Annotated in this window: 22 protein-coding genes; 13 read left to right on the plus strand and 9 right to left on the minus strand. The window is 72.1% G+C overall.

The annotated features are described in order from the left end of the window. Window positions 1-3,229: polarized growth protein Scy (scy, locus tag ABTZ91_RS07790; protein ID WP_352076397.1), on the minus strand; the 3,229-nt coding region annotated here is incomplete at its 3' end. A 212-nt stretch (window positions 3,230-3,441) separates the two neighbouring features. Next, complete coding sequence (gene mce, locus ABTZ91_RS07795) at window positions 3,442-3,894, minus strand: methylmalonyl-CoA epimerase (protein ID WP_352076229.1); 453 nt, start codon at window positions 3,892-3,894, stop codon at window positions 3,442-3,444. 137 nt (window positions 3,895-4,031) lie between these two features. On the opposite strand from mce, the gene ABTZ91_RS07800 reads away from it, so the two are divergent. Both ABTZ91_RS07800 and meaB read left to right on the plus strand, forming a co-directional pair. After that, window positions 4,032-5,234: an acetyl-CoA C-acetyltransferase gene (locus ABTZ91_RS07800; RefSeq protein ID WP_352076230.1), complete on the plus strand. Its 1,203-nt coding sequence runs from the start codon at window positions 4,032-4,034 to the stop codon at window positions 5,232-5,234. A gap of 32 nt (window positions 5,235-5,266) precedes the next feature. Further along, window positions 5,267-6,223 (plus strand): methylmalonyl Co-A mutase-associated GTPase MeaB, encoded by a 957-nt coding sequence (gene meaB / locus ABTZ91_RS07805; RefSeq protein WP_352076231.1) that lies wholly within the window; start codon window positions 5,267-5,269, stop codon window positions 6,221-6,223. 84 nt (window positions 6,224-6,307) lie between these two features. Here meaB and ABTZ91_RS07810 read toward each other — a convergent pair whose 3' ends face one another. The 4 genes from ABTZ91_RS07810 to ABTZ91_RS07825 form a co-directional block, all read right to left on the minus strand. Further along, window positions 6,308-6,784 (minus strand): MarR family winged helix-turn-helix transcriptional regulator, encoded by a 477-nt coding sequence (locus ABTZ91_RS07810; RefSeq protein WP_215073814.1) that lies wholly within the window; start codon window positions 6,782-6,784, stop codon window positions 6,308-6,310. Between the two features lie 80 nt (window positions 6,785-6,864). Then, complete coding sequence (locus ABTZ91_RS07815; RefSeq protein ID WP_352076232.1) at window positions 6,865-7,659, minus strand: AIM24 family protein; 795 nt, start codon at window positions 7,657-7,659, stop codon at window positions 6,865-6,867. Then, window positions 7,656-8,306: an AIM24 family protein gene (locus tag ABTZ91_RS07820; protein ID WP_352076233.1), complete on the minus strand. Its 651-nt coding sequence runs from the start codon at window positions 8,304-8,306 to the stop codon at window positions 7,656-7,658. Before ABTZ91_RS07820 ends, ABTZ91_RS07815 begins: the two co-directional genes overlap by 4 nt. An 88-nt stretch (window positions 8,307-8,394) precedes the next feature. After that, entirely contained in the window at window positions 8,395-9,033 is a 639-nt protein-coding gene (locus ABTZ91_RS07825) for an AIM24 family protein (protein ID WP_352076234.1), read from the minus strand. Between the two features lie 107 nt (window positions 9,034-9,140). Between ABTZ91_RS07825 and ABTZ91_RS07830 the strand changes: the two genes are divergently transcribed. Then, window positions 9,141-9,485 (plus strand): DUF3817 domain-containing protein, encoded by a 345-nt coding sequence (locus ABTZ91_RS07830; RefSeq protein ID WP_352076235.1) that lies wholly within the window; start codon window positions 9,141-9,143, stop codon window positions 9,483-9,485. Next, a complete protein-coding gene (locus ABTZ91_RS07835) occupies window positions 9,482-9,775 on the plus strand; it encodes an MTH1187 family thiamine-binding protein (protein ID WP_352076236.1) in 294 nt (97 codons plus the stop codon). The genes ABTZ91_RS07830 and ABTZ91_RS07835 overlap by 4 nt, the downstream gene beginning before the upstream one ends. Window positions 9,776-9,908: 133 nt before the next feature. On the opposite strand, the gene ABTZ91_RS07840 is transcribed toward ABTZ91_RS07835, so the two are convergent. Continuing rightward, window positions 9,909-10,349, minus strand: coding sequence for a GNAT family N-acetyltransferase (locus tag ABTZ91_RS07840; RefSeq protein ID WP_352076237.1), 441 nt, complete (start codon window positions 10,347-10,349; stop codon window positions 9,909-9,911). Window positions 10,350-10,472: 123 nt separating this feature from the next. Between ABTZ91_RS07840 and ABTZ91_RS07845 the strand changes: the two genes are divergently transcribed. The 5 genes from ABTZ91_RS07845 (at window position 10,473) to ABTZ91_RS07865 (ending at window position 16,431) form a co-directional block, all read left to right on the plus strand. Beyond that, a complete protein-coding gene (locus ABTZ91_RS07845) occupies window positions 10,473-11,201 on the plus strand; it encodes a hypothetical protein (RefSeq protein WP_352076238.1) in 729 nt (242 codons plus the stop codon). Beyond that, window positions 11,198-11,893 (plus strand): DUF4166 domain-containing protein, encoded by a 696-nt coding sequence (locus tag ABTZ91_RS07850; RefSeq protein WP_352076239.1) that lies wholly within the window; start codon window positions 11,198-11,200, stop codon window positions 11,891-11,893. The genes ABTZ91_RS07845 and ABTZ91_RS07850 overlap by 4 nt, the downstream gene beginning before the upstream one ends. Continuing rightward, entirely contained in the window at window positions 11,890-12,528 is a 639-nt protein-coding gene (locus ABTZ91_RS07855) for a TetR/AcrR family transcriptional regulator (RefSeq protein WP_352076240.1), read from the plus strand. The genes ABTZ91_RS07850 and ABTZ91_RS07855 overlap by 4 nt, the downstream gene beginning before the upstream one ends. A 90-nt stretch (window positions 12,529-12,618) precedes the next feature. Continuing rightward, entirely contained in the window at window positions 12,619-14,466 is a 1,848-nt protein-coding gene (locus ABTZ91_RS07860; RefSeq protein ID WP_407077916.1) for a glycosyltransferase family 2 protein, read from the plus strand. 3 nt (window positions 14,467-14,469) lie between these two features. Then, on the plus strand, window positions 14,470-16,431 hold the full coding sequence (locus tag ABTZ91_RS07865; protein ID WP_352076242.1) for a kelch motif-containing protein: 1,962 nt from the start codon (window positions 14,470-14,472) through the stop codon (window positions 16,429-16,431). Window positions 16,432-16,517: 86 nt separating this feature from the next. Here the strand turns inward: ABTZ91_RS07865 and ABTZ91_RS07870 are convergent, their stop codons facing one another. Further along, the gene (locus tag ABTZ91_RS07870; protein ID WP_352076243.1) at window positions 16,518-17,528 is read right to left on the minus strand and encodes a glycoside hydrolase family 6 protein; all 1,011 of its coding nucleotides are present in this window, start codon (window positions 17,526-17,528) and stop codon (window positions 16,518-16,520) included. Between the two features lie 225 nt (window positions 17,529-17,753). On the opposite strand from ABTZ91_RS07870, the gene ABTZ91_RS07875 reads away from it, so the two are divergent. From ABTZ91_RS07875 to ABTZ91_RS07885, 3 genes are all read left to right on the plus strand, one after another. After that, window positions 17,754-18,263: a MarR family transcriptional regulator gene (locus tag ABTZ91_RS07875; protein ID WP_352076244.1), complete on the plus strand. Its 510-nt coding sequence runs from the start codon at window positions 17,754-17,756 to the stop codon at window positions 18,261-18,263. A gap of 65 nt (window positions 18,264-18,328) precedes the next feature. Next, window positions 18,329-18,661 carry a DUF3817 domain-containing protein gene (locus ABTZ91_RS07880; RefSeq protein WP_352076245.1) on the plus strand — a complete coding sequence of 111 codons (333 nt, stop codon included), beginning with the start codon at window positions 18,329-18,331 and terminating at the stop codon, window positions 18,659-18,661. 84 nt (window positions 18,662-18,745) lie between these two features. Continuing rightward, complete coding sequence (locus ABTZ91_RS07885; protein WP_352076246.1) at window positions 18,746-20,446, plus strand: methylmalonyl-CoA mutase family protein; 1,701 nt, start codon at window positions 18,746-18,748, stop codon at window positions 20,444-20,446. Between the two features lie 136 nt (window positions 20,447-20,582). Here the strand turns inward: ABTZ91_RS07885 and ABTZ91_RS07890 are convergent, their stop codons facing one another. Beyond that, complete coding sequence (locus ABTZ91_RS07890; protein WP_352076247.1) at window positions 20,583-21,209, minus strand: TetR/AcrR family transcriptional regulator; 627 nt, start codon at window positions 21,207-21,209, stop codon at window positions 20,583-20,585. Window positions 21,210-21,471: 262 nt separating this feature from the next. Here ABTZ91_RS07890 and ABTZ91_RS07895 point away from each other — a divergent pair, with 262 nt between their 5' ends. Then, a complete protein-coding gene (locus tag ABTZ91_RS07895) occupies window positions 21,472-22,437 on the plus strand; it encodes a tetratricopeptide repeat protein (protein WP_352076248.1) in 966 nt (321 codons plus the stop codon). The last annotated feature ends 522 nt before the right edge of the window (window positions 22,438-22,959 follow it).

Raw genomic sequence — 22,959 nt, forward strand, 5'->3', positions numbered from 1 at the left:
CGTCGAGGACCTGTTCGCCGTCGGCGCGGGCGGCGGCGCGCAGGGCTTCGGCCTCGGCTTCGCCGTCGGCCTTGACCTGCTCGGCCTCGGTGAGGAGGCGTTCGGCTTCGGCGGTGATCCGTTCGGCTTCGGCCGTGGCCTCGCCGATGAGGGTGTCGGCCTGCTGGGCGGCGTCGGCGCGGCGCTTGTCGGCGGCCTTGCGGGCCTCGTCGAGGACCTGTTCGCCGTCGGCGCGGGCGGCGGCGCGCAGGGCTTCGGCCTCGGCTTCGCCGTCGGCCTTGACCTGCTCGGCCTCGGTGAGGAGCCGTTCGGCTTCGGCGGTGATCCGTTCGGCTTCGGCCGTGGCCTCGCCGATGAGGGTGTCGGCCTGCTGGGCGGCGTCGGCGCGGCGCTTGTCCGCGGCCTCCCGGGCCTCGTCGAGGGTGCGCGCCGCCTCCTCGCCGATCCGCTCCGCCTCCGCGCGGGCCTCGCCGACCACCGTCTCCGCCTGCGCGGCCGCCTCCGAACGGATCCGGTTGGCGTCCTCGCGGGCGTCCGCACGGGTGCGGGCCGCGTCCTGCTCGGCCGACGCCAGGGCGTCCGTCGCCTCGGTCCGTACCCGCTGCGCGTACTCGGCGGTGTCCGAGCGCAGCTTCTCCGCCTCGGCCAGCGCGTCCGTGACGGTCCGCTCGGCCAGCGCCTTCGCCGCCTCCGACTCCTCCTGGGCCCGCTCGCGGATCCGGTTCGCGTCATCGGTGGCCCGCTCCCGCTCCTCGTACGCGTCGGCGCGGACCCGGTCCGCCTCCTCCTGCGCCTCGGTGCGGGTGCGCTCGGCCGCGTGCTCGGCCGCGCTGCGCAGCCCGGCGATCTCCTCCTCGGCCGCCTCCCGCAGGCCCGCGACCGAGTCCCGGACCTCCTGCGCGGTCTGCTCGGCCGCCGACACCATCTCCGTGGCGCGGGCGTCCGCCTCCTCGACCAGACGGTGCGCCTCGGCCTGCGCCTCCTCGACCCGCTTGCGGGCGGAGGCCAGCAGCTCCTCGCTCTGTTCGCGGGCGAGCTCACGCTCCCGGCCGGCCTCGGAACGGGCCGAGTCCAGCGTCTCCTCGGCCTCCCGGCGGCGCCGGTTGGCCTCCTCCTGCGCGGCGGCCAGCGCCTCCGCGGCCTCGGCGGCCACCCGCTCGGCGGCGGCCGCGGCCTCGGCCCGTACCCGGTCGGCGGTCTCCTGCGCCTCTGAGCGCAGCCGCTCGGCCTCGGCCTCGGCCTCCTCGCGCAGCGCGGTGGCCGCGGCCTCCGCCTCGGAGCGGGCGGTGGACGCGTCCGTCGCCGCCTCGGTACGCAGCCGCTCGGCCTCCTGCTCGGCCCGCTCCTGGAGCGTACGGATCCGCTCGGCGGCCTCCGTGCGCAGCCGCTCGGTCTCCTCGGCGGCCTCCCGGCGGATCCGCTCGCCCTCGGCGCGCGCGTCCTGAAGCTCCTGACCGGCCGTCGACAGCTTCGTCTCGGCCTCGGCGTGCAGCCGGGCCAGCTCCTCGGCGGCCTCCGCCTGCCGGGCCGCGGCGGCCCGCTCGGCCTCCTCGCGCAGCCGGGCCGCGGCGGCCTCGGCGGCCTCCTTGACCGACTCGGCCTGCTCCTCGGCCTCGGCGCGCATCCGCTCCGCCTCGGCGCGGGTCCGCTCCAGGGTCTCCTCGGCCTGGGCGCGCAGCGTCTGCGCCCGCTCCATGGCCTCGCCGCGCACCCGCTCGCTCTCGGCGCCCGCGCTCGTACGCAGCTCGTCGGCGTCCTTGCGGGCCTTGGTGAGCAGCTCCTCGGCGGTCTTCGCCGCCTCCTCGATCTGCTGGACGGCCTCGCGCCGGGCCTCGCCCCGGATCCGCTCGCCCTCGGCGACGGCCTCGGCACGCAGCTGCTCGGCCTCGCCGCGCAGCCGGCGCGCCTCCTCCTGCAGCTCGACCGTCTTGGCGCGGTACTCCTTGGTGTCGTCCTTCGCCGAACCGAGCAGCTCGTCGGCCTGCTCCTCGGCCCGCGAACGCAGCCGGTCGGCCTCCGCCTCGGCCTCGCGGCGGATCCGCTCCGCCTCCTCGGCGGCCTTGCGGGTGGTCTCCTGGGCGTCCTGGGAGGCCTTGTTCAGGACCTCCTCGGCGGTGCGCGCGGCCTTGGCGAGGGCGGCGGCGGAGTCCTCCGCGGCGACCGTACGGGCCCTCTCGGCCGCCTCGGCGACCATCTTCTCGGCCTCGGCGGTCGCCTCGCGCAGCTTCTCCTCGGCCTGCTCCTTGAGGGCCTCGGCCTCCTTGGTGGCCTCGCCGACGAGCCGGGCGATCTCCGTCTTGGCGGTACGGGTGCGCTGCTCGTTGACGGACTCGGCGGTGGCGAGCTGCCTGGCCGCCGTCTCCTTGGCCTCGGCGAGGGTGCGCTCGGCCTCCGCGCGGGCCTCGCGCAGCCGCTCCTCGGCCTCCTGGACCCGCAGCTCGGCGGCGCGGGACAGCTCGGCGGCCTGGCGGCGGGCCTGCTCCGTCTCGGCGGTGGTGGAGGTACGCAGCTGCTCGGCGTGGCTGGTGGCCTCCTGCGCCTGGCTGGAGGCGGCGTTCAGAAGCCGCTCGGCGTCCTTGCGGGCCCGCAGCAGAATCGCTTCGGCCTCGGCACGGGCCGCCTCCGCCTCGGAACCCACCCGGCGGCGGGTCTCGTCGGCGATCCGGGCGGCCTCGGCGCGGGCGGCGGCGAGCGACTGCTCGGCCTCGGCGCGGGACTCCTCCAGCAGCCGGCGGGCCTGGGACTCGGTGCGGGCCCGCAGCTGCTCGGCCCACGCCACGTTCTCGTTGACGTGCGACTCGACGGTCTGACGGCGCTCGTTCAGCTCCTGGTCGAGCTGCTGACGGCGCTGGACGGCCTCGTTGTGCAGCTCCGCCTGGAGACGGGCCTGCTGCTCGGCGTGCTCCTGGAGGATCCGCTGCGTCTGGGCACGGGCCTCCCGCAGCTCCCGCTCGGCGTCCTGGCGCAGCTGCTCGGCCTGCATCTGCGCGTTGCGCAGCATCTGCTCGGCCTGGTAGCCGATGTCCGCGCTGTCGTAGGCGGGACGGGTCGCGATGGTGCGCCGCGCCTCGTGGAGCTTGGCGCGCAACACCTCGACCTGGTACCCGAGGTCCTCGGCGTGCTGGACGGCCTTCTCTCGCTCCTTCTTCAGCCGGTCCATCTCGGCTTCGAACCGCGAAAGATGGTCGTCTTCAGCTCGGTGGCTCTCCTGGCGTTCGTAGCCCCGCACTGCGCGGTCCATCCTTCCCCGAGCTCTCCGAGCAGGGGAGACCCCAACCCTGCTCGCAACTCCAACGAGCACCGTTCACCGGACAGAACGGCCCCCCGGGGAATCGTGGCAGATCGGACGACCCCGACATCCCGACTTCGGCGCCGTGCGCGCACGGCTCCGACCGGCCCCGGCCCGGAGTGGCCCACTCTACCGGGCCGGGAATCCGGAGGTCAGTGCTCCGCTGAGGAGTGGTCAGCCGACGGCTTCGCCGAGGTGACCAGTTCCGTCAGGACGCCGTGGCAGTCCTTGGGGTGGAGGAAGGTGATGCGCGAGCCCATGGAGCCGATCCGCGGCTCGTCGTAGAGCACCCGGACGCCCTTGCCGCGGATGGCCTCGGCGTCACCGTCGACGTCCGCGGTCCCGAAGGCGATGTGGTGCACCCCCTCGCCGTTCTTCGCCAGCCACTTGCCCACCGCCGAGTCCTCGCGGGTGGGCTCCAGGAGCTGGAGGTAGGAGGCGCCGCCGTCGGAGGTCTCGTTGATCTTGAGCATGGCCTCCCGGACGCCCTGCTCCTCGTTGACCTCCTCGTGGAAGACCTCGAAGCCGTACGTGGCCCGGTAGAACTCGACGGTCTCGTCGAGGTTCCGGCAGGCGATCCCGATGTGGTCGATTCGCGTCAGCATGCCTCCAGTGCAGCGCCCACCGGGTGGTTACGCAACGTGCGCGCGATCACACCGGCAGGCCGGTGACCCGGTGAGGCACCGCTCAGTACATTGGCGGTAAACCCTCGTTCACTCCTCATCCCAAGGGGCCGTGCCTCATGTCTGGAACGACCGGTACCACCTCAGTGATCGTCGCGGGCGCCCGCACGCCCATGGGTCGCCTGCTGGGCTCGCTCAAGTCCTTCTCCGGCGCCGACCTCGGCGGTTTCGCCATCAAGGCCGCCCTGGACCGCGCCGGCATCGGCGGCGACCAGGTGCAGTACGTGATCATGGGCCAGGTGCTCCAGGCGGGGGCCGGGCAGATCCCCGCCCGCCAGGCCGCCGTCAAGGCCGGCATCCCGATGAGCGTCCCCGCCCTCACCGTCAACAAGGTCTGCCTCTCCGGCCTCGACGCCATCGCGCTCGCCGACCAGCTGATCCGCGCGGGCGAGTTCGACGTGGTCGTCGCCGGCGGCCAGGAGTCCATGACCAACGCCCCGCACCTGCTCCCGAAGTCCCGCGAGGGCTACAAGTACGGCGCCATCGAGATGCTCGACGCCATGGCGTACGACGGCCTCACCGACTCCTTCGAGGGCATCGCCATGGGCGAGTCCACCGAGAAGCACAACACCCGCCTGGGCATCCCGCGCGAGGTGCAGGACGAGATCGCCGCCCTGTCGCACCAGCGCGCCGCCGCCGCCCAGAAGAACGGCATCTTCGAGGCCGAGATCACCCCGGTCGAGATCCCGCAGCGCAAGGGCGAGCCGGTGGTCTTCTCCCAGGACGAGGGCATCCGCGCCGAGACCACCGCCGAGTCCCTCGCCAAGCTCCGCCCCGCCTTCGCCAAGGACGGCACGATCACCGCCGGCACCTCCTCGCAGATCTCCGACGGCGCCGCCGCCGTGGTCGTGATGAGCAAGGCCAAGGCCCAGGAGCTCGGCCTGGAGTGGATCGCCGAGATCGGCGCCCACGGCAACGTGGCCGGCCCCGACAACTCCCTCCAGTCGCAGCCGTCCAACGCGATCCGCCACGCCCTGAAGAAGGAGGGCCTCCAGGTCGAGGACCTCGACCTGATCGAGATCAACGAGGCCTTCGCCGCGGTCGCCCACCAGTCAATGAAGGACCTCGGCGTCACCCCCGAAAAGGTGAACGTCAACGGCGGCGCCATCGCGCTCGGCCACCCCATCGGCATGTCCGGCGCCCGCGTGGTGCTGCACCTCGCCCTGGAGCTCAAGCGCCGCGGCGGCGGCGTGGGCGCGGCGGCCCTGTGCGGTGGCGGCGGCCAGGGCGACGCGCTGATCCTCAAGGTCCCGGGCAAGTAAGTCACCCACGTACAGCGCAAGGAGCTCGACTGATGGTGGACGTCCCCGCTCTGGTCGCCCAGGCACGGGAGGGCCGGCCCCGTGCCGTGGCCCGGTTGATCTCACTCGTGGAGGGGGCGTCCCCGCAGCTGCGCGAGGTGATGGCGGCGCTCGCCCCGCTCACGGGCGGCGCCTACGTCGTGGGCCTGACCGGCTCGCCCGGCGTGGGCAAGTCCACGTCGACCTCGGCGCTGGTCTCCGCGTACCGCAGGGCCGGCAAGCGGGTCGGCGTGCTCGCCGTCGACCCGTCCTCGCCGTTCAGCGGCGGCGCGCTCCTCGGCGACCGGGTGCGGATGTCGGAGCACGCCTCCGACCCGGGCGTCTACATCCGCTCCATGGCGACCCGCGGCCACCTCGGCGGCCTCGCCTGGGCCGCCCCGCAGGCCATCCGCGTCCTGGACGCGGCCGGCTGCGAGGTGATCCTGGTGGAGACCGTCGGCGTGGGCCAGTCCGAGGTGGAGATCGCCTCCCAGGCCGACACCTCGGTGGTGCTGCTCGCGCCCGGCATGGGCGACGGCATCCAGGCCGCGAAGGCGGGCATCCTGGAGATCGGCGACGTGTACGTGGTCAACAAGGCCGACCGGGACGGGGCCGACGCCACCGCCCGGGAGCTCAACCACATGCTGGGCCTCGGCGAGGCCCGCGCCCCGGGCGACTGGCGGCCGCCGATCGTGAAGACGGTCGCGGCGCGCGGCGAGGGCGTGGACGAGGTCGTGGAGGCCCTGGAGAAGCACCGCGCGTGGATGGAGGAGCACGGCGTCCTCGCCGAGCGCCGCCGCTCCCGCGCGGCCCGCGAGGTGGAGACGATCACGATCACGGCCCTGCGCGAGCGCATCGGCGACCTGCGCGGCGACCGCCGCCTCGACGCCCTCGCGGAGCGCATCACGTCGGGCGAGCTGGACCCGTACGCGGCGTCCGACGAACTGGTGGCGAGCCTGACGGGCAACTGAGCGGTACGAACCCGAGAAGGGCCTCCCCCGGGGACGGGGGAGGCCCTTCTCGCTGTCCGCGTCGAATGTGTCAGGTCGTTCGGGTCACGGCTTGCCGCGGCGCCCCCGCAGCTGCTCGGAGATGGGCTTCAGCGACTCGTGGAGGTCGCCGAGGGCCTCCGGGCTGAGCTGGTCGATGAAGTGCTTGCGGACCGACTCGACGTGGTGCGGGGCGACCTTGTGCATGGTCTCCATGCCCTGGTCGGTCAGCACCGCGTACAGCCCGCGCCGGTCGGACTCGCAGTTCTCGCGCCGGACCAGGCCGGCGTTCTCCATCCTGGTGATCTGGTGGGAGAGCCGGCTCTTGGACTGGAGGGTGGCCGACGCCAGGTCGCTCATCCGCAGACGCCGCTCCGCGGACTCCGAGAGGTTCACCAGGATCTCGTAGTCGTTGATCGTCAGGCCGAAGGGCTGGAGGTCCTTCTCCAGCTGGTACATCAGCATCCTGTTGACGTCCAGATAGGTGCGCCAGGCGCACTGCTCGGCATCGGTGAGCCAGGGGGTGGCCGTCTCGGTCTCCATATATGGATTCTACCTAAGAAGTTGAATACTTGACGAATACTGGGAGTGTGTTCGACGCGTCACTCTCCGCAGACTACCGCTCACAGCCCGAAGCGCCGCTGCAGGTCCCCGAGCTGACCGGGAAGACGCGGTACGGAACCCGGCCCACCCTGGCCGGAACCATGCGCTCCCGGCCCGCCGTGACCACCCGGAACGCCCGGCCCGCCCCCCGGCTCCCCGATGGCCCGGTCCGGCATCAGCAGCTCCGTCGACTGGAGCAGCACCGTGCCCGCCCCCACGAACTCGAACTGGTGCTCCTCGCCCGAGGTGCCCCCGATGCCCGTCAGCGCCCGTACGCCGCCCATCACGCCCGTCAGATAGCCGTGGTCGTAGTGGTGGCAGGGGGAAGGACAGTCGGCCCAGCCGACCAGCGCCTGCGGGTCCACCCGCAACGGGGGCTCCATGAAGACCACCGGGCCGTTGGACGCGGCGACGAACTTGCCCGTGCCGATCAGCGTCACGAAGCCCGGCACGATCGACTGCTTCAGCGCCAGCGACGGCTGATAGGCCAGCAGATTGCCGGAACGGATCGTCAGGTTGCCCTCGTCCAGATCGAACGAGTTCACGTCGAAGGCCCGGTCGGCGAGCAGCATCTTGCCGCTGCCCTCCGCCACCACCCAGTCGCTCGCGTGCAGCGGCGAGTGGAAGGAGGTGCGCACCAGCCGGTCCAGCCGGCCGTGGCCGATGCCGTTGAACTCGATCCGCCCGTAGTAGGCGATCATCTTGCCCTTCTGCAGGAACCACGGGCCGCCCTTGAGCTCCACGCAGAAGGTGTACGGATTGACGTTGTCGTCGCTCGGCAGCGTCATCGGGTCATGAATCACCGGGGCGCTCACAGCTTCTCCTCCGAGGCCTGGACGTACACCACACCGCTGCCGCTCAGCTCCAGCTGGAACGCCTCGCCCGAGCCGCGGCCCACCATGTCGCGCCAGCCGAGCGCGGTGGAGAGCTTGTTGCGCACGTCGCCGTGGTGGGCGACGTACGCCTGGGGATCCACGTGGACCGGACGGCCGGGGGTGATCGGCAGCTCGATGACCCCGCCGTGCGCCATCACGGCCACGGCGCCATGGCCCTTGAGCGTGGTCGTGAAGAGGCCCTGGCCGGTCACCTGGCCGCGCACCATGCCCATCACGCCGCCCTGCGAGCCCATGAACATGGTGCCCTGCTCCAGGGTGCCGTCGAAGGCGAGGAGGCGGTCGGCCTCCACGTAGAGGGTGTCGCCGGTCAGGGCGATCACCTGGATGTGGTGCCCGCCGTGCCCGAACATCACGGTGCCGTTGCCCTCGACCGTCATCAGCGGCGTCGCCTCGCCGGCGACCCGACGGCCGATCATCGACATCAGGCCGCCCTGGCCGCCGGTGATGTTCGGCGTGAAAGTGACGTCGCCGCGGTAGGCGAGCATGGCGCCACGCTGGCTGAACACGCGCTGCCCCGGGACGACCGTGGCCTCGACCATCTTGGAGTTGATCTCACGGAACGGCATCAGCACTCCTCGTTCGCTTCTCCGCCCGCGCGGCGCGGAGGTGCGGGCATCGTCGTCGTCTGCGGCCCGGCGGCCGCGCGTGCGACGCTCACACGTCACCCCCGATCGTGTTCCGCTCGCTCGGCTGGACGTAGACGAGTCCGTCACCTTCGAAGCGGATCTGGAACGCCTCGCCGCCGCCCTCGCCCATGAACGTGCGGAAGGTCACACCGGACTGGAAGTGCTGCTGGAGGTTGCCCTGGTGGGCGATGTACGCGCCGGGGTCGACGGAGAGCGGGTACTGCGGGGTCACCCGGAGCACGACCGCCGGGCCGTCGGACATGATCGCGGCCTGGCCGGTGCCCTCGACGGTCGTGGTGAACAGACCGTTCCCGGTGGCGCCGCCGCGCAGGCCCGTGAAGGTGGTGCCGGTGCGCAGGCCCGCGTCGGTGCAGAGCAGATTGCTCGCCTCGACGTAGAGCTTGTCGCCGTGCAGCTGGACGAGGTTGATCTCGGAGGCGCGGTCGGCGAACCAGCAGGTGCCCTGCCCGCGGACCTCCATCACCTCCATCTGCTCCCCGGTGAGCCGGCGCGTCACCATGCCGCGCAGGCCCTCACCGCCGCCGGACATCTTCTTGAAGGCCATCTGGCCGTCGTAGGCGACCATGGAGCCGTTTTTCGCCTTGACGGCGTCGCCGGTCATGGTCACGGCGAGCACTTTGCTGCCCTGGAGTCGGAACGTTGCCACGAAGGGACGGTACTTGCCCCCCGGATAAAGAGACAGCAAAGGGGCCGTGCACAATGGGACGGCCCTTGTGCATCCGTTCACAAGATCGAACGAAGGTGACCCCTGTCGTGGACATCAAGACCGCCTCCTCCCTGCACCGGCTCCGGCTCGTCTCCGCGCCGGAAGCCGTGTCGTTCCTGCTGCTGCTCGTCTGCTCGGTGCTGAAGCGGACCACGGACTTCAACGCGGTGCCGGTGATGGGCGCGATCCACGGCATCCTCTTCATCCTCTACGTGCTCTTCTGGCTGGACGCCTGGAACCGCACCAAGTGGTCCTTCAAGACGGCGGCCCTCTACTTCGTCCTGTCCGTCCTGCCCTTCGGCGGCTTCTTCGCGGAGCGCAAGCTGAAGGCCGAGGCCGAGGCCGCGGTGATCGCCTCCCGCGCCCGCCGCGAGGGCACGGTGAACGCATGATCGTCGCGTTCTCGGTGACCCCGCTCGGCGTGGGCGAGGAGGTCGGCGAGTACGTCGCCGACGCGGTCCGGGTCGTGCGCGAGTCGGGGCTGCCGAACCGCACGGACGCGATGTTCACGTCCGTCGAGGGCGAGTGGGACGAGGTCATGGACGTCGTCAAGCGCGCGGTCGCCGCCGTGGAGGCGCGGGCGCCGCGGGTCTCCCTCGTCCTCAAGGCCGACATCCGCCCCGGCGTCACCGACGGTCTGACCTCCAAGGTCGAGACGGTGGAACGGCACCTGGGCGCCTGACGCCTTTCTCCTCCGGCCCGACCGGGCCGGAGGAACGTTCACTCCGCCCAGGCCCGGCCGCCCAGGCCGCCCAGGCGGCGCAGGCCGCTCAGGCGGCCCACGCGGCCCAGGCCCGTCGGGCCGCTCCGGCCCGTCAGGCCAGCTCCTTGTACATGTGGACGTCCTCGGCCCCGCCGGGGATGCCCAGGGTCCGGCCCGTCTCGACGTAGCCGTGGCGCTGGTAGAACGCCGGCGCCTGGAACGTGAACGACGACACGCAGGCGCGGTCGCAGCCACGGCGGCGGGCCTCCTCCTCCGCGGCCAGCAGCAGCTCGCCGCCCCAGCCGTCGCCCCGGCTGTCCTCGCGCACCCAGAGCATCTCGATGCCGAGCAGCCCGCCCCAGGTCCACGCGGAAAGACCGCCGACCAGCTCGCCCGCGTCGTCGACGACCTTCACCGTCAGCGCGCCCTGGTCGGCGGCCGTGGTGCCCGTCGCCGGGAAGTTGATCTCGTCGAGGCCCTTCGACAGCCGCTCGTCGAGTGCCGTGTCGCGGTCGCCGACGCTCAGCTTCGGGCGGGTGTGATCCTTCGTCATGCCGCGCAGTCTGGCACGCCCGCACGAATCCGCGTTCGATCTTGAGCATGTGCTCAAACCCGGATACTGTCCTCACGGACGCCGTTTTGAGCGGTCGCTCAAAACGGGGGGAAGGGCACGGTCATGGGGCTCTACGTCGAGACGCGCGTCCGCACCGACCTGGACACGCTCTGGGAGCGGACCCAGGATCCGGCCGAGCACCAGCGGTGGGATCTGCGGTTCACCGAGATCACGTACCTGCCGGCGGAGCCGGGTGCCGAGGACGGGCCCCGGCGGTTCCGGTACGCCGTGCGCGTGCCGCCCTTTCCGGCCGTCGCCGGCACCGGTGTCTCCGCGGGGGAGCGCCACCGGGCCGGCGGCGACCGGGTGTCCGCCCTGCGGTTCGCCTCGCCGCATCCGCTGTCGCCGCTCGCCGAGGGCAGCGGCTACTGGCGCTATCTCCCGCAGGACGGCGAGGACGTCGAGGACGGGGACGAGGCCGGGCGCGGGATCCGGTTCCTCACCGGCTACGACTACCGGCCGCGCTGGGGCCGCTTCGGCCTGGTCGCCGACCGGCTGGTCTTCCGCCCCCTGATGGGGTGGGCGACCGCCTGGTCCTTCGACCGGCTGCGGCTGTGGTGCGAGCACGGCCTCACCCCGGAGCGGGCCCGTGCCCACTGGCTCCTCGAACTCGCCGCCCGCGCCCTCCTGGTCGCCTTCTGCGTCGGCCACCCCCTGGCGCTCGCGGCCGGCTGCGCCGCCGCCCTCCTCGTACCGCCGTCGCCGCGGACGCCCGCCGCCCGCCGCTGTCTGCGCACCCCGCCCGACCGGAGCCGTGCGCCGCGGCTCCTCGCCACCCTGGAGAGGCCATGACCTCGATCTTCCGTGCCGCCATGGGCGACGCCGCCTTCGAGCGGCTGCACCCGGAGCTGCGGCGGCGCTTCTCGGTCGGGCTCGCGAGCGGCGAACTGTGCGTCGGGCGGGGCGTCATGGACCGGATCTGGCACGGCAAGGGGCTCACCCGCCCCCTGTTGAAGCCGTTCCTCGCGCTCGGCGGCACGCGCAACATCCTGCTGCCGCGCACGGGCCGCGACGTGCCCTTCGTCATCGAGAACACCCCGTACCTCGACTCGTACGGGCGGGAGACCGTCACCTTCGTGCGGACCTTCGCGCTGCCCGGCGGCCCGCGCCGCTTCGACGCCACCATGGTGCTCAGCCCCGCGCGCGGCTGTGTGCTCGACTACCTCGGCACTCACCAGCACCTCGCCAGCGAACTGCGGATGACCGCCGAACCGGACGGCTCGCTGCTCATCCGCTCCGGCGAACACCGCTTCCGTGAAGGCCCGTTGGACCTGCGCGTGCCCGAACTGATCGGCGGGGAGGCGGAGGTGCGGGAGTCCTTCGACGAGCGCACCGGCCGTTTCCGCGTCCGGGTGCGGGTCGTCAACCGGTACGTGGGCCCGCTGTTCGGCTACGAGGGGTCCTTCACCGCCTCGTACGCCCCCGTCCGCGAACGCGGCGTGCGGCAGGGGCTGCGTCCCGTCCGCGAGGAGGTGCGGGCGTGAGCGCCGAGGACACCCGGACCAGGCTGCTTGAGGGCGCGCTGCGCACCCTCGTCGAGCAGGGCATCGCCAAGACCTCGGCCCGTTCCGTGGCCGCCGCCGCGGGTGTCAACCAGGCGCTGGTCTTCTATCACTTCGGGTCGGTCGACGAGCTGCTGTCGGCCGCCTGCCGGTACGGCGCCGAGCAGCGGGTGGCCCGGCACCGCGAGCGGCTGCGGGCGGTCTCCAGCCTGTCGGAACTCCTCGCGTTCGGGCGGGTGATGCACGAGGAGGAGCGGGCGGCCGGACACGTGGCCGTTCTCGGGCAGCTGCTCGCCGGTGCGCAGACCCATCCGCGGCTGGGCCCGGCCACGGCCGCCGGGCTCGACCTGTGGATCGAGGAGGTCGAGCGGGTACTGCGGCGGGTGCTGGCCGGCGGCCCGCTCGACGGGCTCGTCGACCCGGCCGGGCTCGCGCGCGCCGTCGCCGCCTCCTTCGTCGGGATGGAGCTGTACGAGGGGGTGGACCCGGCGGGCGCGGGTGCCGCCCTGGACGCGCTCGAACACCTGGGCGGGCTCCTCGCGGCGCTCGACGAGCTCGGGCCGGTCACCCGCAGGGCGGTGCGCTTCGCGTTGCGCCGTCAGAGCGATTCCTCGTAAAAACCCTCACTCGGACGCGTCCGGTCGCCACTTCGTTGAATGTCCCCTTTTGTGGGGCTATCGACCTGTTCGACGACAGCTGGAGGCACCGTGCGGCCGGGAGGCTACGACTACGACACCTACAGCCGACTCGCCGGTCCCCTCACGGAACCGGACCCGGAGGCAGGCCCCTACACGGTGCGCTACCGGAGCCTGCTGTCGAAGGAGCCGCACCGAATACGCGCGATCCTCCTCATGGGCCTCGCCCCCGTCCTGTCGGCCCTGCTCCTGGTCTACCTCGTCTGGCCGAGTCACTGGACCGTCCGCGAAGGCGGCGAACAGTGGCTGATCCACTTCGACACCGTGATGCTCGTGTCGATCGGGCTCATCTGCTTCTTCATGCTGGTCAACGTCACCTCGATCGCCCACGCCACCCTCGTCGCCCGCGACCCCGTACCCGTCCGCCCCGAGCCCGGCACCCGGGTCGCCTTCCTCACCACCTACGTGCCCGGCAAGGAACCGCTCACCATGGTCCGGGCCACCCTCGAAGGCGCCGTACGGCTGCGCCACGACGGCCCCCTCGACGTGTGGCTGCTCGACGAGGGCGACAACGCCACCGCCAAGGCCCTCTGCGCGGAACTCGGCGTCCGCCACTTCACCCGCGCCGGCGTCCCCGAGTGGAACCGCGCCAAGGGCGTCCACAAGGCCCGCACCAAGCACGGCAACTACAACGCCTGGCTCGCCATGCACGGCGGCGACTACGACTTCTTCGCGTCCGTCGACACCGACCACGTGCCGCTGCCGAACTTCCTGGAGCGGATGCTCGGCTACTTCCGCGACCCCGACGTCGCCTTCGTCGTCGGACCCCAGGTCTACGGCAACTACAGCTCCGCCGTCACCAAGGCCGCCGAGTCCCAGCAGTTCCTCTTCCACGCCCTCATCCAGCGCGCCGGCAACCGCTACCGCGCCCCGATGTTCGTCGGCACCAACAACGTCGTACGCGTCGCCGCGCTGATGCGGGTCGGCGGCCTGTACGACTCCGTCACCGAGGACATGGCCACCGGCTTCGAACTGCACCGCAGCCGCAACCCGAGGACCGGCCGCCACTGGCGCTCCGTCTACACCCCCGACGTCCTCGCCGTGGGGGAGGGGCCGGCCTCCTGGACCGACTTCTTCACCCAGCAGCTGCGCTGGTCCCGCGGCACCTACGAGACGCTGCTCAAGCAGTACTGGAAAGCTCCCCTCCGGATGCCTCCCGGCCGTCTCCTCAACTACACGCTGATGCTCGTCTACTACCCGATGACGGCCGTCAACTGGTTCCTCGGCATCCTCTCCTGCGTCCTCTTCCTGTGGCTCGGCGCCTCCGGCACCCAGGTCTCCTCCTCGGTCTGGCTGATGATCTACAGCGACGCCGTCGCCCTCCAGATCTGCCTCTACCTGTGGAACCGGCGCCACAACGTCTCGCCCCACGAACCCGAGGGCTCCGGCGGTCTCGCCGGCATGGCGATGTCCGCGCTCTGCGCGCCGATCTACCTCAAGTCCCTCGCCTCGGCGGTCCTGCGCACCCGGGGCCGGTTCGTCGTCACCCCCAAGGGCGGCCAGACCAGCCCCGACCGCCTCCTCACCTTCCGCATCCACCTCTCCTGGGCCGCGGTCCTCGTCGCCTCGCTCATCGCCTCCGTGTACTTCGGCCACACCCACGCCGCCATGCGCACCTGGGCGGCCCTCGCCCTCGCCATCGCCCTCGCCCCGCTCGCCGTCTGGACCTTCACGAGCCTGCGCGACCAGCGCCGCCTGCGCCTGCGCGACCGCCTCCGCGCCCAGGTCAGGGCCCGCGCCAGGGCCCGCGGCCGGGCCGACGCCGCCCAGGGCGTCACCCTCGTCACCACCCCCGCGAAGCCCGCCACCGCTCCCACGGCCGGCCCCGCCGCCGCGCCCACGACGACCGGAGGGAACTGAGCCATGGCCTACCGGCCGTCCCGGCAGTTCAAGAAGACCCTGTTCGGCAGCGGCGCCGTCCTCGTCCTCGCGGCCCTCAACGCCCCCGCCGCCGTCTCCTTCGCCACCGAGAAGTACCACGCGTACAAGATCGCCCAGCCCGGCTACAAGAAGAGGTACGGCTCCTGGGCCGTGGTCGACGTCCCCGAGCGGTACCGCGTCAACGCCATCCACGCCGCCCTGCTGCACACCGGCAAGGTGCTGCTCATCGCCGGCTCCGGCAACGACCAGAAGAAGTTCGACGCCGGCACCTTCGACACCGTCCTGTGGGACCCGGTGAAGAACACCTTCAAGACGATCCCCACCCCCGAGGACTTCTTCTGCTCCGGCCACACCCAGCTCGCCGACGGCCGGCTGCTCGTCGCCGGCGGCACCGCCCGCTACGAGGTCCTCGACGGCGAGGTCAAGCGGGCCGGCGGCGGCATGCGGGTCAAGAACGAGAGCCCCGACAAGGCCGTCACCCTCAAGAAGGGCACCGTCTTCCGCTCCCCCTCCGGCGTCGAGTACGTCTCCACCTCCGACGTCACCGTCCCCAAGGCCAAGCGCGAGTTCGAGATCTCGTACTTCAAGAGCGGCCAGATGAAGCCCTGGAAGACCAAGGTCACCGCCGCCGAGGCCCGGGTCTTCGTCGAGGCGCGCGAGGAGGGCCCGCAGGCGCTGACCACCGAGGCCGCGCAGTACGAGATCCTCGGCCTCAAGGGCGACGACGCCGACAACGTCTACGGCCTCGCCCAGAAGATCACCACCGAGAAGCAGGACTTCCAGGGCATCAGGGCCGCCTACGAGTTCGACCCGAAGGCCGAGCGCTACATCCCCGTCTCGCCCATGAAGGACGCCCGCTGGTACCCCACCCTCGTCACCCTCCAGGACGGCAAGGTGCTCGCCGTCTCCGGGCTCAACGACGTCGGCGACGTCGTCCCCGGCGACAACGAGATCTACGACCCCGTCACCAAGAAGTGGTCCAAGGGCCCCTTCCGCTACTTCCCCACCTACCCCGCGCTCTTCCTCACCAAGGGCGGCAAACTCCTCTACACCGGCTCCAACGCCGGCTACGGGCCCGCCGACAAGGGCCGCGAACCGGGCCTGTGGGACCTGAAGACGAACACCTTCACCAAGCTCCGCGGCCTCACCGACCCCGACCAGCTGGAGACCTCCGCCTCCCTCGTCCTGCCGCCCGTCCAGAACCAGAAGGTGATGGTCCTCGGCGGCGGCGGGGTCGGCGAGTCGCCCGCCTCCACCGCCCGCACCTCGATCATCGACCTGTCCAAGGACAGCCCCGTCTTCAGCGACGGACCCGCGCTGCCCCAGGGCACCCGCTACCTCAACAGCGTGCTGATGCCCGACGACACCGTCTTCACCAGCGGCGGCTCCCGCGACTACCGCGGCCGCGGCGGCAGCGACATCCTCAAGGCCCAGTTCTACGACCCGAAGGCCAACGCCTTCGCCCGCGCCGCCGACCCCACCGTCGGCCGCAACTACCACTCCGCCGCGCTGCTGCTGCCCGACGGACGGGTCGCCACCTTCGGCTCCGACCCGCTCTTCGACGACGCCGACAACACCCGGCTCGGCACCTTCGAACAGCGCATCGAGGTCTTCACCCCGCCCGCCCTGCACCGGGGCGGCGCCACCCGGCCGGTCCTCGGCGAGGGCCCCGAGGAGCTCGACCAGAACGGCCGCGCCACCTTCCGGACCAAGGACGCCGCCCGGATCACCAAGGCCCGGCTGATGCGGCCGAGCGCCGTCACCCACACCACGGACGTCGAACAGCGCTCCGTGGAGCTCGCCCTGACGAAGGGAGCGGACGGCCTGAGCGTCACCGTCCAGGCCCCCGACGACCGGACCCTGGTGCCGCCCGGCTGGTACATGCTCTTCGTGACCGACCGGGACGGGGTCCCGTCCGAGGCGAAGTGGATCCAGGTGGAGTAGCTCCGTCGCACCGGGCTGTCCTCGCCCGGGGGCCGGTCGGTTCTCGGCCCGGCGGGCCGGCGCTCGTTCTCGGCCCCGGGGGCCGGCTAGTTCTTGGCCCGGCGGGCCAGGCCCAGCGCGTAGTCCGGCCACCAGGTGCCGGCCGCCGGGCCGCCGCGGCAGGTGCCGTCCGACTCGCCGGGCCGCTTGATCCACAGGAACGCGTCGATCAGCCCGTCCCCGGTCTGGTCGGTCGGCGGCACGCCGAGCGCCCGGCCCGGCGGATTGCACCAGGCGTCCGCCCGGTCGCCCGGCAGCGGACCCGCGCCGTTGCGGCTGGTGTCCACCGTGAAGTGGGCGCCGCCGAGCAGCCGGGACAGGCCCGCGCCGAAGCCGCGCACCACGGCGTCGGTCTGGAAGTTGGCCACGTTCAGGGCGAAGCCGTCCGCCTTCGCGACGCCCGCCCGGCGCAGCGGCTCCACCAGCTTGGCCGGGGTGTCGATCCAGGCCGGGTTGCCGGCGTCCAGATAGACCCGGGTGCGCGGCTGCTCCTTGAACCGCTCGACCGCCCCGGCCAGCAGCTGAAGGCGTTCGTCGTGGTACCCGGCCGGGGTGCAGCCGTCCACGATGTGCGGCACCGCGTCCGGCTCCAGGATCACGATCGCGGGCGCGTCCCCGACGGCGGAGGCGAAGGCGTCCACCCAGTCCCGGTAGGCCCCGGCGTCGCGCGCCCCGCCCGCCGAGTACATGCCGCAGTCGCGGTGCGGGATGTTGTACGCGACCAGGACCACCGTCCGCCCCTCGGGCGCGGCGCCCTTCACCGCCCGGGTCACGTCCGGCCCGGGATCGTCACCGGCCGGCCACACGGCCAGCGGCCGGTCCGCGATCCGCCGCATGATCCGGGCGTCCTCCGTACGGCCCTGCTTCTCGTACTCCTTCACCTGCCGGGCCGCGTCGCTGTCCGGGTCCACCCAGAACGGCGAACCGCCGGTCGGCGACGCCGCCTCGCCGCGCCCCGCGGTCGGCGAGGCGGAGGGCCCGGGCGCGTCCTTACCGCCGCACCCGGTGAGCAGCAGCGCGGCGGCGAGCGCGACGGTGGCAAGGGAACGACGGGACATCCGGCCCCCAGGGTCGGCTACGGACGGCAGGGCAGGTCGCGCGGACGATACGCGACAGACCCGGGTCATCCTGGCATAACGGTCAGTCGGTGCCGGGTTCCGACACCGCCGGTGCGCTCCCCCGCGGCGCCGGCGCGGGGCGCGCTCCCGCTCGCCCTCGACGTGCGGGCGACCGAAAGGCGAGACGCGGCTGACCGCCATATGACCAGTGGGTAAGGTCGACGCGTGCCGAAGCCGCTCAGTCTCCCGTTCGACCCCATCGCCCGCGCCGACGAACTCTGGCAGAAGCGCTGGGGGCCGGTCCCCTCGATGGCCGCGATCACCTCGATCATGCGCGCGCACCAGATCCTGCTGGCCGAGGTCGACGCCGTGGTCAAGCCGTACGGGCTGACCTTCGCCCGTTACGAGGCGCTGGTGCTGCTGACCTTCTCCAAGGCCGGCGAGCTGCCCATGTCCAAGATCGGCGAGCGTCTGATGGTCCACCCCACCTCGGTGACCAACACGGTCGACCGCCTGGTGCGGTCCGGCCTGGTCGACAAGCGGCCCAACCCCAACGACGGCCGCGGGACGCTGGCCTCGATCACCGAGAAGGGCCGCGAGGTCGTCGAGGCGGCCACCCGGGACCTGATGGCGATGGACTTCGGCCTGGGCGCGTACGACGCGGAGGAGTGCGCGGAGATCTTCGCGATGCTGCGGCCGCTGCGGGTGGCGGCGGGCGACTTCGAGGAGGGCTGAGCGGCCCGGAAGCGGGCAGGGCCCCGCCGGAAGATCTCCCGGAACGTGCCGTTACGCTCGACGGCATGAAATCCAGCGTGCTGACCCGCTACCGCGTCATGGCGTACGTGACCGCCGTCATGCTCCTGATCCTCTGCGCGTGCATGGTCGCCAAGTACGGCTTCGACACCGGCGAGGACCTGACCTTCGCGGTCTCCCAGACCCACGGCGTCCTCTACATCATCTACCTGATCTTCGCCTTCGACCTGGGCTCCAAGGCGAAGTGGCCCTTCGGCAAGCTCCTGTGGATCCTGCTGAGCGGCACGATTCCCTTCGTCGCCTTCTTCGTGGAGCGCAAGGTCACCCGCGAGACGCTTCCGCTGGTCAGCGGCGCGCAGCCGGCTCCCGCCAAGGCCTGACCCGGCCCGCCGGGACCACCCCCGCACAGATGTGCGGGGGTTTGCCATCGACATTTACTAGGACGTCCTAGTAAATTCGAAGGTATGGACGCTGACGCCATCGAGGAAGGCCGCCGTCGCTGGCAGGCCCGTTACGACAAGGCCCGCAAGCGCGACGCCGACTTCACCACGCTCTCCGGGGACCCGGTCGACCCGGTCTACGGGCCCCGGCCCGGGGACACCTACGAGGGGTTCGAGCGGATCGGCTGGCCCGGTGAGTATCCCTTCACCCGCGGCCTGCACCCGACCGGCTACCGCGGCCGGACCTGGACCATCCGCCAGTTCGCCGGCTTCGGCAACGCCGAGCAGACCAACGAGCGCTACAAGATGATCCTCGCCGCCGGCGGCGGCGGGCTCTCGGTCGCCTTCGACATGCCGACCCTGATGGGCCGCGACTCCGACGACCCCCGCTCGCTCGGCGAGGTGGGCCACTGCGGCGTCGCCATCGACTCCGCCGCCGACATGGAGGTCCTCTTCAAGGACATCCCGCTCGGCGACGTCACCACCTCGATGACGATCTCCGGCCCCGCCGTCCCGGTCTTCTGCATGTACCTGGTCGCCGCCGAGCGCCAGGGCGTCGACCCGGCCGTGCTCAACGGCACGCTGCAGACCGACATCTTCAAGGAGTACATCGCGCAGAAGGAGTGGCTCTTCCAGCCGGAGCCGCACCTGCGCCTGATCGGTGACCTGATGGAGCACTGCGCGGCGAAGATCCCCGCGTACAAGCCGCTCTCGGTCTCCGGCTACCACATCCGCGAGGCCGGCGCGACGGCCGCGCAGGAGCTCGCGTACACCCTCGCCGACGGCTTCGGCTACGTGGAGCTCGGCCTGTCCCGCGGTCTCGACGTGGACGTCTTCGCGCCCGGCCTGTCCTTCTTCTTCGACGCCCACGTCGACTTCTTCGAGGAGATCGCCAAGTTCCGCGCGGCCCGCCGGATCTGGGCCCGCTGGATGAAGGAGGTCTACGGCGCCCGGACCGACAAGGCGCAGTGGCTCCGCTTCCACACCCAGACCGCCGGTGTCTCGCTCACCGCCCAGCAGCCGTACAACAACGTCGTACGCACCGCGGTCGAGGCCCTCGCGGCCGTCCTCGGCGGCACCAACTCGCTGCACACCAACGCCCTCGACGAGACCCTCGCGCTCCCCAGCGAGCAGGCCGCCGAGATCGCCCTGCGCACCCAGCAGGTCCTCATGGAGGAGACCGGCGTCGCCAACGTGGCCGACCCGCTGGGCGGCTCCTGGTACGTCGAGCAGCTCACCGACCGGATCGAGGCCGACGCCGAGAAGATCTTCGACCAGATCAAGGAGCGCGGACTGCGCGCCCACCCGGACGGCCGGCACCCGATCGGTCCGATCACCTCCGGCATCCTGCGCGGCATCGAGGACGGCTGGTTCACCGGCGAGATCGCCGAGTCCGCCTTCCGCTACCAGCAGGCCCTGGAGAAGGGCGACAAGCGGGTCGTCGGCGTCAACGTGCACCACGGCTCGGTCACCGGCGACCTGGAGATCCTGCGGGTCAGCCACGAGGTCGAGCGGGAGCAGGTCCGGGTGCTCGGCGAGCGCAAGGGCCGCCGGGACGAGGCGCAGGTGAAGTCCTGCCTGGACGCCATGCTGGCGGCGGCCCGGGACGGCTCCAACATGATCGGCCCGATGCTGGACGCCGTACGGGCGGAGGCCACGCTCGGCGAGATCTGCGGCGTGCTCCGCGACGAGTGGGGCGTCTACACGGAGCCCCCGGGCTTCTAGGACCGCCTGCGGCCGGGGCCTCTCGCCGGCCCGTACGGCTCACGCTCCGGCGCCCCCGCACGACCTTCCGGGTCGTCCCGGGGGCGCCTCCGTGTCTCAGGCTCCGCCCCCCGTGTCTCCAGCTCCGCTCCCGTCCCTACAGCTCCGCCGCCGCCGTCAGGCCGCCGAGCATCAGGGCCGTGAGCCGCCGCGCCCACGCGTGGTCCACCGGCTCGGCGCTCACCAGCGCCCGGTGCACCACCGCGCCCGCGACCACGTCGAAGATCAGGTCGTCGACGGCCTCGACGGTCGCCGGGTCGCGCTCGTGGGGGAGTTCGCCGCGCTCCTGGGCGCGCTGGCGACCTTCCAGGACCAGACGCTTCTGGCGGTCCACGATCGAGGCGCGGATGCGGGCGCGCAGCGGCTCGTCGCGGGTGGACTCGGCGACGACCGCCATCAGGGCGGTCTTGGTCTCGGGGCGTTCCAGGAGGGCCGCGAACTGCAGGACGACGTCCTCGATGTCGGCTTCGAGGGAACCCAGGTCGGGCAGCCGGAGTTGATCGAAGAGGACGGCGACGGCGTCGACGACGAGCTCGTTCTTGTTGTTCCAGCGCCGGTAGAGGGTGGTCTTGGCGACGCCGGCCCGGGTCGCCACGTCGCCCATGGTCAGCCTCGACCAGCCCAGCTCCACCAGGGCCGCCCGGGTCGCCTCCAGGATGGCCGTGTCGGCCTCGGCGGAACGGGGGCGTCCGGGTCGGGTGCGGGAGCGGGGGCGGCTGCACATGGAGGTCGACCATACCCGCCGGTAGGTATTGCGCCAGGGGCCGGTCGTGTGAGGCAGTTCACGGCACGGGTCTCCCCGAGACCGCTGCGGGAGGATTACGCTACGGCTCGTAGCGAAAGCCCGCGACGGGCCCTCGCGACAACCACGTGCGCCGGGTGGGGACCCGGCGCGTACGAACAGCAGAGCGTGTCGTCCCGCCCGCGGGCGGCACGGTTCGGCCATCGCTTACCGGTTACGCGCGCGGAAGGGGGAGGATGTAGCCATGCAGCCCCGAAACATGTCCATGAGCGGCGTCGTCGACCTCGCCGCGGTGAAGGCGGCCGGCGAGGCCAAGGCGAAGGCGGAGCAGGCGCGCGCCCAGGCGGCCCGGCAGGGCGGGACGGCGGCCGTGGCCCCCTCCGCCCTGGTGATCGACGTCGACGAGGCGGGCTTCGAGCGCGATGTGCTCCAGCGTTCCGCCGAGGTTCCGGTCGTCATCGACTTCTGGGCCGAGTGGTGTCAGCCCTGCAAGCAGCTCGGCCCCCTTCTGGAGCGGCTCGCCGTCGAGTACAACGGCCGCTTCCTGCTCGCCAAGGTCGACGTCGACGCCAACCAGATGCTGATGCAGCAGTTCGGCATCCAGGGAATTCCGGCCGTTTTCGCGGTGGTCGCCGGCCAGGCGCTGCCGCTCTTCCAGGGTGCCGCTCCCGAGGCCCAGGTCCGCCAGACCCTCGACCAGCTGGTCCAGGTCGCCGAGGAGCGCTTCGGTCTCACCGGCATCCCGGTGGACGCCGACGCCGATCCGCACGCCGCGGCCTCCGTGCCGGCCGGTCCGTACGACGCGCTCCTGGAGGCGGCCATGTCCGCGCTCGACGCGGGCGACCTCGCCGGTGCCGTCCAGGCGTACAAGAACGTGCTCGCGGACGACCCCGGGCACCCGGAGGCGAAGCTCGGGCTCGCCCAGGCCGAGCTGCTCCAGCGGGTGCAGTCCGTGGACCCGGCCGAGGTGCGCAAGAAGGCCGCCGACGACCCGGCCGACGTCACCGCGCAGATCGCCGCCGCCGACCTGGACCTGGTGGGCGGTCACGTGCAGGACGCCTTCGGGCGGCTCGTGGACACCGTGCGCCGTACGGCGGGCGAGGACCGGGACGCGGCGCGGCTGCGGCTCCTGGAGCTGTTCGAGGTCATCGGCCCCGAGGACCCGCGGGTGACGACCGCCCGGCAGGCCCTGGCGAGGGCCCTGTACTGACCGATCGCCCCGCCCGTACGGGGACGATTTGGCGACACAGCGACATTCGGCGGCCGCGCTTTACCAAAACTTGGTAATCGCGGCCGCTGTTACTTGCAGTAAGTCGAACCTGGATTTCCGTCCGGATTTCTCCGACCTCATCATCCTTTGTCGCATCAGGTGGCGGCACCCTGTGTCGTCAACCGGCGGCAGCCCGTCGTGCCGGGGTTATCAGGCCGTTACTAGCGAGTAACGAACCCCCTTGTGCGGGCGCCGGGAATGGACCACGATCGGCGACGCTCGGTCCGACACCGCACCAGCCCGGCAGCCCGCCGGCGGTGCGGCGGCGGGTCCCCACCGAGCGGGCCGGCGGCAGTGCCGCCGGTCGTGGACAGGGGGGTTCCTGCTCCGACGGGCAGGGCCTGTCCAATCCGGTTGCGCACACGGCGTGGCCAGTGGTTGTCGCTCGGGGGTGATCGCCGGTGATTCGGACGCGCATCGTGCCGCCTGAGCCTTCGGCGCTCTCCTTCCCGAGGACGTAGC

The organism is Streptomyces sp. NPDC126499, from assembly GCF_040302485.1.
Taxonomy (GTDB): Bacteria; Actinomycetota; Actinomycetes; order Streptomycetales; family Streptomycetaceae; genus Streptomyces.